Annotated in this window: 10 protein-coding genes; 6 read left to right on the forward strand and 4 right to left on the reverse strand. The window is 39.7% G+C overall.

Features of this window, described 5'->3' with window-relative positions:
* Together ACHSBP_RS00165 and glnD are read left to right on the forward strand one after the other, a co-directional pair.
* Nucleotides 1-564: GNAT family N-acetyltransferase (locus ACHSBP_RS00165; protein ID WP_395387888.1), on the forward strand; the 564-nt coding region annotated here is incomplete at its 5' end.
* Between the two features lie 43 nt (nt 565-607).
* Entirely contained in the window at nt 608-3,154 is a 2,547-nt protein-coding gene (gene glnD / locus ACHSBP_RS00170) for a [protein-PII] uridylyltransferase (protein WP_010558196.1), read from the forward strand.
* Here the strand turns inward: glnD and ACHSBP_RS00175 are convergent.
* The gene (locus ACHSBP_RS00175) at nt 3,151-3,645 is read right to left on the reverse strand and encodes a MarR family winged helix-turn-helix transcriptional regulator (RefSeq protein ID WP_010558195.1); all 495 of its coding nucleotides are present in this window, start codon (nt 3,643-3,645) and stop codon (nt 3,151-3,153) included. The two genes, glnD and ACHSBP_RS00175, sit on opposite strands and share 4 nt — an antisense overlap.
* A 239-nt stretch (nt 3,646-3,884) precedes the next feature.
* Between ACHSBP_RS00175 and ACHSBP_RS00180 the strand changes: the two genes are divergently transcribed.
* The 4 genes from ACHSBP_RS00180 to ACHSBP_RS00195 all read left to right on the forward strand — a co-directional run bounded on the left by ACHSBP_RS00180 (nt 3,885) and on the right by ACHSBP_RS00195 (nt 8,391).
* The gene (locus ACHSBP_RS00180) at nt 3,885-4,280 is read left to right on the forward strand and encodes a DUF2391 family protein (protein ID WP_010558194.1); all 396 of its coding nucleotides are present in this window, start codon (nt 3,885-3,887) and stop codon (nt 4,278-4,280) included.
* Between the two features lie 150 nt (nt 4,281-4,430).
* Entirely contained in the window at nt 4,431-7,082 is a 2,652-nt protein-coding gene (locus tag ACHSBP_RS00185) for a PAS domain-containing protein (RefSeq protein WP_395387890.1), read from the forward strand.
* A gap of 2 nt (nt 7,083-7,084) precedes the next feature.
* Nucleotides 7,085-7,483 carry a response regulator gene (locus ACHSBP_RS00190; RefSeq protein WP_010558192.1) on the forward strand — a complete coding sequence of 133 codons (399 nt, stop codon included), beginning with the start codon at nt 7,085-7,087 and terminating at the stop codon, nt 7,481-7,483.
* Complete coding sequence (locus ACHSBP_RS00195) at nt 7,480-8,391, forward strand: diguanylate cyclase domain-containing protein (RefSeq protein WP_395387889.1); 912 nt, start codon at nt 7,480-7,482, stop codon at nt 8,389-8,391. The genes ACHSBP_RS00190 and ACHSBP_RS00195 overlap by 4 nt, the downstream gene beginning before the upstream one ends.
* A 123-nt stretch (nt 8,392-8,514) precedes the next feature.
* On the opposite strand, the gene ACHSBP_RS00200 is transcribed toward ACHSBP_RS00195, so the two are convergent.
* The 3 genes from ACHSBP_RS00200 to ACHSBP_RS00210 form a co-directional block, all read right to left on the reverse strand.
* Nucleotides 8,515-8,715, reverse strand: a complete 201-nt coding sequence (locus tag ACHSBP_RS00200) for a hypothetical protein (RefSeq protein ID WP_010558190.1) — start codon at nt 8,713-8,715, stop codon at nt 8,515-8,517.
* Nucleotides 8,716-8,779: 64 nt separating this feature from the next.
* Nucleotides 8,780-9,091 carry a DUF413 domain-containing protein gene (gene maoP / locus ACHSBP_RS00205; RefSeq protein WP_010558189.1) on the reverse strand — a complete coding sequence of 104 codons (312 nt, stop codon included), beginning with the start codon at nt 9,089-9,091 and terminating at the stop codon, nt 8,780-8,782.
* Complete coding sequence (locus ACHSBP_RS00210; RefSeq protein ID WP_010558188.1) at nt 9,091-9,351, reverse strand: hypothetical protein; 261 nt, start codon at nt 9,349-9,351, stop codon at nt 9,091-9,093. The genes maoP and ACHSBP_RS00210 overlap by 1 nt, the downstream gene beginning before the upstream one ends.
* Nucleotides 9,352-9,674 lie beyond the last annotated feature (323 nt).

Here is a 9,674-nt window from a genome sequence, read left to right on the forward strand (position 1 = left end):
TTTTTCGACGAAGAGCGCGCTTCGTGCGATCACATGGATTTAAGCGACGGTATTATCAACGAAGTACAAAATGTTGATTCGTGGGAGCCTGGTTCGTTTGCTCAGCCAGTGTTGTTTCGCAAGTGTAATCAAAGCGATGTGCGTGCGTTATCTAAACTTTATCAACTCGCATTTTCAAGTTATGGCTCGCCAATCGGTGATGAAAACTACATTAAAAACAGTATTGACAGCGGCGTTGACTATTTTTGTGTTGAATACATGAATGCGATTGTTGCCTGTGTGCGTATTGAATATGAGAAAGATGCACCAAATGCAAGGCTTTACGATACCGTTGTATTAAGCCAATTTCGCAATGAAGGTATTGCCTCAGCGCTTATTTTTGAAGCGAGCAAATACCTAAAAAATAACGATGTACAGTTTATTTATTCGGTTTGTCGCGCGTCGTCTTTTGCCATAAATAAGGTATTTGCGCGATTAGGCTTTGAATATGGTGGCAGACTAATCAATAATAACTTAGTCAATAACAAGTTGGTGTCAATGAATGTGTGGTCTCAAAAGCTTTGATATCAGTTTAATTAAACGTAATTAATCTGAGAGGAAGCAAGGAATGAGAACGATATACAAAGATCAATTAGATAAACTAACCAGTTCGCAAAATGAGCGTTTTTTTTCTAGCTCTATCAGTTCGTTGCTACATGAACGCGCTGATGAATTGGATAAAATGCTAATTGATATGTGGCGTGAATGTGGCTTAGTTAATTCGTCTTGCTCACTCAATGCCGTTGGCGGTTATGGCCGTGCAACATTACATCCTTATTCCGATATTGATATTGCGATTATCACGCCAGATGATGCGAGTGAATTTCCCGAAGATAAAGTTAGGCAGTTTGTTACTGGTCTTTGGGATCTAGGATTGGATATTGGCCATTCCGTTCGCAATTTAGCAGAAGCTAAACGTTTCGCTACCGAAGATATTACCATAGCGACTAATTTACTTGATATTCGCTGTTTATATGGCAATAAACAGCATGCAGAGTCGTTACTAAACTTTTTGTACGATGAAACCACACTCAGCGACTTTGACTTTTTTCAGGCAAAGCTCGCAGAGCAACAAGCTCGCCATGAAAAGGCACTCAACACCGCACTCTACCTTGAACCAAACATAAAAACTAATCCCGGTGGTTTACGTGACTTTCAAACCATTATCTGGGTTGCGCGCAAACATTTAAAATTATCAAACGCAGGTTTATTTGAGCATGGCGAACTGTTGCAAGAAGATGAACAGTTTGAGCTAATTGAAGCCCACGACTTTATTTGCCGTATTCGCTGGGCGCTGCACTGTGTGGCTAATCGCCCGCAAGAATTATTATTATTTGAATACCAAGCTGATGTTGCGGAATTTCTAAAGTTTGGTCGTGGAGACAGCGCACAGCAGGCAATCGAACGCATGATGCGGCAGCTATTTCGTGCCATGACCCGATTGCAAGAGCTTAATCAAATTCTCTGTGAGAATGTGAGCCTGTGTATTTCGCGTGATAGCAAACAAGAAGTACTGCAAGTAAATGAAAATTTTGCCATTGTTGATGGCTTGGTCGATGTTAACTCATCAAGTGTGTTTATTGATAAGTCTCAAGTGATCAAGTTATTTGGCTTATTGGCAAATCATCCTAAAGCCAAAGGAATATCGTCTAATACTTTGAAGTTGCTGCGAAAAGTAAGGCATCGCTTATTGGGTGAATTACAAGATTATCAAAGCTGCCGCGAAGAATTTATTCGCCTGTTTGAACAGCCTAAAACGCTGAAAAAAGTGCTGGGTTTAATGCACCGTTACGGGGTTTTAGAAATGTATGCGACGCAATGGGCGCAAACCGAAGGGCGTATGCAGTTTGATATTCATAATGCCTATACGGTTGACGAACATGTCTATAAAACGGTGTCGTATATTTCTGACTTTGCAAATCATCAAGGTGATCACGAAACCTATCATATTGCTTATGGCCGTGTGCAAAATAAATTGGCGTTATCGCTTGCTGCGTTTTGTCATCATTTAGCCGGTTCACAAGATAGTGAAAGTCATAGCACCAGCGCAATTTTGGCAAAAGAGTTTGCCGCATTCCACAATTTAAAAAATGCGTCGGTGGAGTTAATAGAGTGGTTGATTGAAAACCAAGAATTGTTAATTAACACCAGTCGCACCTTAGATATTTACGACCCGCGTACGATTCGCAGCTTAAACAAACAGGTTAAATCGTTAGAGCGCTTAAATGCCCTGTATACGCTTACGGTAGCAGATATTATGGCGACTAATGAAGATGCTTGGAACGACTGGCAAGCCGCCATATTAGAGCAACTTTACTTGGCAAGTCGCGAAGCATTTAAAACCGATGGGCAAAGTATTTTCGAGCAGCGAACAGTGATCCGCGAAAATAAAGCGCAGGCACAAACTATTCTATCTAACAGCGATGTTGCACTGGAGGATGTCACTCAGTTTTGGTCAACCTTGCCTAATAGTTTTTTCACATTTACAAGTGCCAAAGAGCTCTCTGAAATTACTGCCAAAGTTGTTAATGCCAGTCAATTTCCTTTGGTATTTTTAACGCAGAGTGACCAAATTGGGTGTTCAACCTTGGTAGTGTATACGCCTAACAGGCAAAAACTCTTTGTTGATATTTTTAATACGCTCACTCAAGCGAAAGTGAGTGTTAAAGATGCTGAGCTGTTAGAAACAAAAGACGGCAACGTGCTTGAAGTTTTTCGAGTGCTCGATGTAAATGATGAACAGTTAAGTGAAAGCTACCGCATTAAACGGGTTATTAGCCAAATCGAACGTGTTATCGAGTCTGGTCATAAAAGCTGTAAATTACCGGTTGCTAAAAAGATTAAAAGTTTTGACTCAGAGCCAATGGTGGAGTTTATTCCAACACCAAAACGGGACAGAACACTGCTCAAAGTAACGACGCTTAATAACCCTACGTACGTTGATAAAATTTGTTCGGTGTTTCGCAACTTAACCTTGTCTATTCATTCAGCAAAGGTGACTACATTAGGCGAAAGTTTAGAAAGTGTATTTTTGCTATCAGATAGCAATAATGAGTGTTTAAAAGAGGATTTGCGTAGCCAAGTGATCGACGCATTTGGCTACAAATTAAGTTAATTTTTATTTTCGCCTTCAGAACTTACTGTCATCGGGGCAATTTCAAGTACTGGCGCTGCATCAAGGTCAGTTGCATCCATCATGTTAGCGATACGTTGCATTGAAGAAAGCAGCAGGCTTTGTTCCCATTGCTCAAGTGCACAAAAATTTTGAATAAAGTGTTCTTGCAGTGGTTGCGGTGCATCAATTAATGATGTTTTGCCTTTGGTGGTTAAAAACAAACTAACGCGACGTTTATCTTCATTGCTGCGCACACGCTCAATTAAATCACGGGATTCTAAACGGTCTAAGATATTCGTTACAGTGGCGGCACTTAGGTTAATCTCTTTTGCAACTGCACTTGCGGTAATACCTTTAACGCGGGCAATTTCTTGCATAATCAGCAGCTGTGGGCCGGTTAATCCAGACGATTTATTAAGTTGTTTAGAGTGTAAATCAATAGCTCTAATCACTTTACGGATTGACACTAACAGTTCTTCGTATTTTTCCATGGCTAAAGTAGTAACTCGCGTTTTGAACGGGAAATTTAAATTATTGGGTGATGGTATCAAAAATGCCACGTGCAAAACATAGCTTTAAACAGATGGCTGAAAATAACATTGCAATCGCTCATTAAAAAAACACAAATTACGTTTATAGCAGACAGGTTTCCCTTGCTATCTGTATATGAGTTATTTAACTTGAACTTAGGCGTTTAAAACCACCACTCAACAGCAGCGATAAAATCATGATGAAAAGCAGTTTTAATTTTGAAGATATTATTCAGATTTGTGTCGGTGCATTCGCACTTGCAGTGCCGATTTCATTTTCAGAAGAAGCCTGGCAGCTTGCACAGATATTACCGTTTACCAATTTATTGCTGCTTTTGAGTTTATCGTTTCTATTTTTAAGTTTATATACGTTTGAAAGCGTATTTCAACGAAATATCCGTACGCGACGTTTATTGTTTGTGTCGCGTATTATTTTTGCCTATGTCATTACGTTTTTTATTGTGGCGCTAGTACTTTTAAGTATTAATAAATTGCCACTTCTTACAGAACCCCTTGTTGCGCTCAAACGCATTGTGGTGATTTCAATGCCAGCGTCAATGGGCGCGATTATTGTTGATAGTTTCGATAAAGAATAGGCGTTTATAACGACGTTTTCGCTTCGCGTTACAGTTAATTTAACCCTTGATTTAACGTATAAAAACCCGCCTTCAAATTGTATTTGTAAGGCTATCTGCCATACTCAAATGTAAACCTACTGCAAATGTAAGGGATTTCCGTTGAGCACGATGACAGAGCAGTTTTTTCGCGGTGATTACATGCCCCATGGTCACTGTTATTTATGGCAACCTCATATTTTATGGACCCATGTCGTTTCTGATTTACTAATAGCAACCGCCTATTTTTCGATTCCCGTTGCACTCGTTATCTTTATGAAAAAGCGCAATGATATTGGCTATAACAATGTGTTTTTACTGTTCTCATTATTTATTTTATTTTGCGGTATCACTCATTTATTTGGCATTTGGACTATCTGGCAAGGGGTGTATGGCTATCATGGCATGGCAAAAGCGGTGACGGCAGTGGTGTCGATGACCACTGCGTTTTATCTGTACAAACTGTTACCTGAACTACTTAAAGTACCCACTATTTCGCAATACGAAGGCATTAAGTCGGAGTATGGTTATTCCCGCCAAGAAAACAAAAAATTAACGAGTTTACTCGAAGGCCATATTCAAACGAAATGGATGCTGGATTCGCTGCCGCTTAATTTTTTATTGGCAAATGACCAGGGTGATGTGGTGTTTGCGAATGAGTATTTTAAATCAGAGTTTGGCGATATAAATGGCAAGCTCAGTACTTATTTAAAAGCAAATAGCCAAGAATTTGAAACCATTATTCAATCGAGTGGAAAAACCCTTGAGCTTAACGAAAATGCTAGCTTTGTCGGCCAAATCAAAACAGATAAGAAAAACCAAATTGTTGAAATTATTCTGACCAAAAAGGAGTATGCAGGTGAAGTACAGCTGCTCATTACCTTAAAAGATTTAAAAGAAGTGGCGGCATTAAAACAGCAATTAGTTGAATCAAATGCCCTTTTTGCGCGTGCGACCTCAGCCACTAATGATGGTATTTGGGATTGGAATATTCAAACCGGCAAGCAAGTGTGGTCGCCAAAACTATTTGAGTTAATCGGTGTGCCTGAAAACCAAGAGGCGAATTATGAAACTTGGTTTAATCACGTTCACCCCGATTTTCAAGAAATGGTTCAAAGCGCTGTGGATGCGCACTTAGAAAATAAAGAACGTTATGAAGTTGAATATCTAGGTCGTGATGCTAAAGGTGAATACAGTTGGTTTTTAACGCGTGGGGATTCAATTTGTGATAGTACCGGCACTCCAATCACTATGTCGGGTGCACTTAGAAACATCGACGAACAAAAAAAAGCACAGCGTTTACTTGATGAGCGCACACAATTTTTAGATGCCTTATACATGGGCACAAATCATGGCATTTGGGTGGTTGAATACATAGATAACGACTTTAAATTCACTACCTATAATAATACCGCACTTAAATGGACGGGTATTTCGCAACAGCAGATCCTAAATAAACGATTGTCAGAAATCACGTTTTTTCCTGACGAAGTTAAGCAGCATTTGCACGTAAAATATTTAACTTGCGTTGAGCAAGACGCGCCGATCGAATATGTAGAACATATTCCATTTAAAGGTGATGCGCGCTGGTTTAAAACCTCACTTTATCCGGTCAAAAAACCTGGAGATACGTCTAGTACTTATCTTATTGGTAGCGCGGTAGATATTACTTCGGAAAAAGAAGCGCAGCGTCAGCTCGCGGACAGTCATAACTTTTTAGAGAGCTTGTTAGATAGTTCTGTTTGTGGGTTCTATATTTTTAATCTTGAAACGCTACAAAATGAGCGAATTAATAAAACTTATACGGAGTTACTCGGCTATGAGTTAGATGACTTCGCAAATGATATTGATTTGATGGAAAAGTTTCACCCAGATGATCGTGCGGGCATGATCGAACATATGGAACTGATCACCCAATCAACCGGCAATGAAAAGTACTTTTTAGAATACCGTTTTCGCCATAAAAATGGTCATTGGGTATGGTGCTATTCAGTGGATTCCGTATTAGATCGCGATGAGTTTGGTAAGCCCAAACGTATGCTGGGCACATTTGTTGATGTAAGCGACAAAAATGAATTCTTAGGTAAATTAAAAGCATCAAACGAATATTTAGAGCAGTTTGCCTTTATTGCATCACACGATTTACAAGAACCGCTAAGAAAAATATCAGCATTTAGCGAGTCGATTTATCAGCGATTACAAGGTCAATTCAAATCGGACCCAGATAGTGAGTTTGAACTTGAGCGATTGCAGTTAGCTGCTAAGCGGTTAAGTAAAATGATTGAAGATTTACTTAAGCTATCGCGCATTAACACTAATGCTTTATCACTCGAAACCGTGTCATTTAATACGGTTTTAACACCTGTACTTGAAAACCTTGAGTTGAGTATTTTCCGCACCAAAGCAGAAATTGAATGCGACAACCCAGAACAATTAATTACCGTTGATGTGGGGTTATTTGAACAGGTGCTGCAAAACTTAATCGCTAATGCAATTAAGTTTACTAAGCCAGATAGCATACCTGAAATCAATATTCGGTTAACTGAGCGTGAATCGTCAGTTGAAATTATTATTGAAGATAAAGGTATTGGCCTTGATCCAAGCCACGCAAAACGCATTTTTGAACCGTTTAAACGGCTGCATACGCGAGAAAAATATGAGGGCAGTGGTATTGGTCTTGCGATTGTTGCGCAAATAATCAAAGTACATAACGCGCAAATTCGCTGTGAGAGCATTGAGGGATCAGGCACCCAGTTTATTATTAATTTGCCAAGAGAAGTGTAGTAATGCTGAATTTAATTTTAATTGATGATGATCCCGATGAGGCTTACATCATGCGTCAGGCGCTAAAAAAGGTCGATGATGAAAAAACGCTTACGCATTTTGATGATGGTAGAGAGTTCGTTTCATCTATTGACGCTTTTGCAAACACGAATAGCTTAGTGTTACTCGATTTAAATATGCCGCAATGCGGCGGCTTTGATGTACTAAAGTTAATTAAACAAAATAAACACGCGAATAACTTACCGGTCGTGATATATTCTAATTCAAATAGCCCACATGATATTGAGTTGTCTTATCAGTATGGTGCTAATTCCTACGTGCGAAAGCCACAAGGCTTAAATGAAACCATTGAATTCTTAAGCTCGCTGTTGAATTACTGGCAAAGGATCAATAAAACATGAATGATCAACAAAAGTATAAATCTAATCATCTGATTTACTTGCTTGAAGATGACAGCGATGATGCTTACCTGATTAGGAATGCACTAAAGAGTGATAAAATTATTAGTCACTCAATTATGACTTTTGATTCACTGACGAAACTGGTTCAAGCGCTCGAAAACTTTAAGCCTGACCTAATTATTATGGATTTGAACGTCACGGACAGTGATGGTTTTAATACCATGTTAACGGTAAAACACAGCGCACAATCTGTGCCGATTGTGGTGGTCACCGGCGTTGCCGACGAAGCTATGGGCGATCGTCTGATTCAACTTGGGGCGCAAGATTATGTGCCTAAATCAGAGCTTACATCGTCGCTATTGCAGCGCGTAATTCGCTTTTCTAAAGAACGTCATCACCTTTTACAAATACTTGAAAACTCAGCAAATCGTGATGCACTAACCAAATTATATAGCCGTAAAGCACTGGATTTAAAACTTGAAGAGCTGGTTGAACACGCACAGCGTTACGGTGAAATGTTCGCCATTTTATTTATCGATCTGGATAATTTTAAACCTATTAATGATGAGTTTGGCCATGATGCGGGCGACCAGTTGTTGCAACATGTTGCTAATCGCTTAACGCTATTTAGTCGCTCCACAGATTTTGTTGCGCGTTTCGGTGGCGATGAATTTGTTACTTTGCTGCCGCACGTTAAAAGCACTGTTGATGCTGAGCAAGCAAGCCAACAGCAACTTAATGCGATTTGTGATGAGTTTTATATTACTGACGTTGATGGTCAGGCACAAAAGGTCGCACTTTCTGCGAGTATTGGTTTTGCCTTGTATGAGCAAGATGGCTACACCGTTGCTGAGCTTATTAAAGCTGCCGACACCGCGATGTATAAAAATAAACGTAAGCACGATTAATTAAAGTGCTTGCTGATGGGGTTAGAGATGAGATGAAAATAACCGCCAAGGTGACGCTCTACTCATAAAACGCCAGTCTTGGAGGTTAGTTGTTAATTTCCTTGAACGTATTGCTAATTCAATTTAATCGTAATAATCAAAGTGGCTATCGGCAATTTGCTTGTTGAGCCTAGCTTCGTCTTTTAACAATTCTATACGCTGCCAAGGTGATAACCGTTTTTTACGGTGCACTTTCATTGGCGCTGGTTTACCCGATGTGTAGGAGATTTGATATTTAACTTCCAACTCATCATCATAGTCAAAATCAGATACGTCAATATCCATTTTTTACTACCTTCTATCTCATTGCTTCGTGTTTGTTAACAACGATTAAGGTTGATAATACCAGCTAAAAAGCCGCTTTTTTACTTGGCGATAAACTGTAAAAGCTATTGCTTTTTGTAATCGCCAACAGAAATTTTTTCCATAACTTTACAGCGTCAAGGGTGGCGGTTTCATCGCTGTTTAATTCTGCGACAAACATTGCCTCTTCGGCATTTTCTGGCGATAACAGGCCGTTATGCAGGCCATATAAGGTATCACCGTATTTAATCAGCTCTTCTGATTCGCCAATACTGAAATAGCCGCTGCGTGACAAACCATAAGGAAATGTGTCGCTGGCATAAAACGGTATTTTGCCTTGTCGGATTGCCGTTTCCATTAGTCTTCACCTAAACCCACATACGCGAGTAATTCACTGTATGTGGCGAATGTGTCAAATCCTGACCCTTCAAGCTCGGTATTCACACAGTTCAATAAGTTAGTCTCATGCTCGCCGTCATTTTCCGCTAGAATATCTTGGCAATATTCCAAGTAATTTAACGCAATTGAAGGCGGTGCCTTTGTGCTATTTTCAGCGATAACAAACGTCGAGCTAAGTGATACAATCAAACCGAGCGCGACCATTTTAGTGAGTTTCATTGCCAGTCCTCTGGGTTAACTTCTGCGCTAAATTTAGGGCTTGTTAAGCGAAATGAAAAGCAAATAATTATTGTCGATATAACAAAAAATCTTTAAATTATTGGCTGCGGTTTTAATACTAATTTGCTAGGGTCTGTTGATCTTTGCTGTTCTATTTTTGTTCTGTTTGAGCGTGCTTTTATCGCGGCGCTCGATATGTGGCCTAGTAATCTAAGCGAATATCGAGCAACAATGAGAAAAGTGCGCTCAAAAGAACCGTTCGGCAGCGCTTGATTGGCTTTTCTACTGTGTTATCGGCTGGCTCACATAGAATAACTATGCCA

Origin of the sequence: Pseudoalteromonas sp. XMcav1-K, assembly GCF_044005875.1 — a bacterium.
GTDB lineage: Bacteria > Pseudomonadota > Gammaproteobacteria > Enterobacterales > Alteromonadaceae > Pseudoalteromonas > Pseudoalteromonas spongiae.

Bases quoted from the DNA above. Each gene is read 5' to 3' on its own strand.
- ACHSBP_RS00180 (WP_010558194.1), top strand. From the start codon at position 3,885: ATGAAAAGCAGTTTTAATTTTGAAGATATTATTCAGATTTGTGTCGGT.
- ACHSBP_RS00210 (WP_010558188.1), bottom strand. From the start codon at position 9,351: ATGAAACTCACTAAAATGGTCGCGCTCGGTTTGATTGTATCACTTAGC.
- maoP (WP_010558189.1), bottom strand. From the start codon at position 9,091: ATGGAAACGGCAATCCGACAAGGCAAAATACCGTTTTATGCCAGCGAC.
- ACHSBP_RS00195 (WP_395387889.1), top strand. From the start codon at position 7,480: ATGAATGATCAACAAAAGTATAAATCTAATCATCTGATTTACTTGCTT.
- ACHSBP_RS00190 (WP_010558192.1), top strand. From the start codon at position 7,085: ATGCTGAATTTAATTTTAATTGATGATGATCCCGATGAGGCTTACATC.
- glnD (WP_010558196.1), top strand. From the start codon at position 608: ATGAGAACGATATACAAAGATCAATTAGATAAACTAACCAGTTCGCAA.
- ACHSBP_RS00185 (WP_395387890.1), top strand. From the start codon at position 4,431: ATGACAGAGCAGTTTTTTCGCGGTGATTACATGCCCCATGGTCACTGT.
- ACHSBP_RS00175 (WP_010558195.1), bottom strand. From the start codon at position 3,645: ATGGAAAAATACGAAGAACTGTTAGTGTCAATCCGTAAAGTGATTAGA.
- ACHSBP_RS00200 (WP_010558190.1), bottom strand. From the start codon at position 8,715: ATGGATATTGACGTATCTGATTTTGACTATGATGATGAGTTGGAAGTT.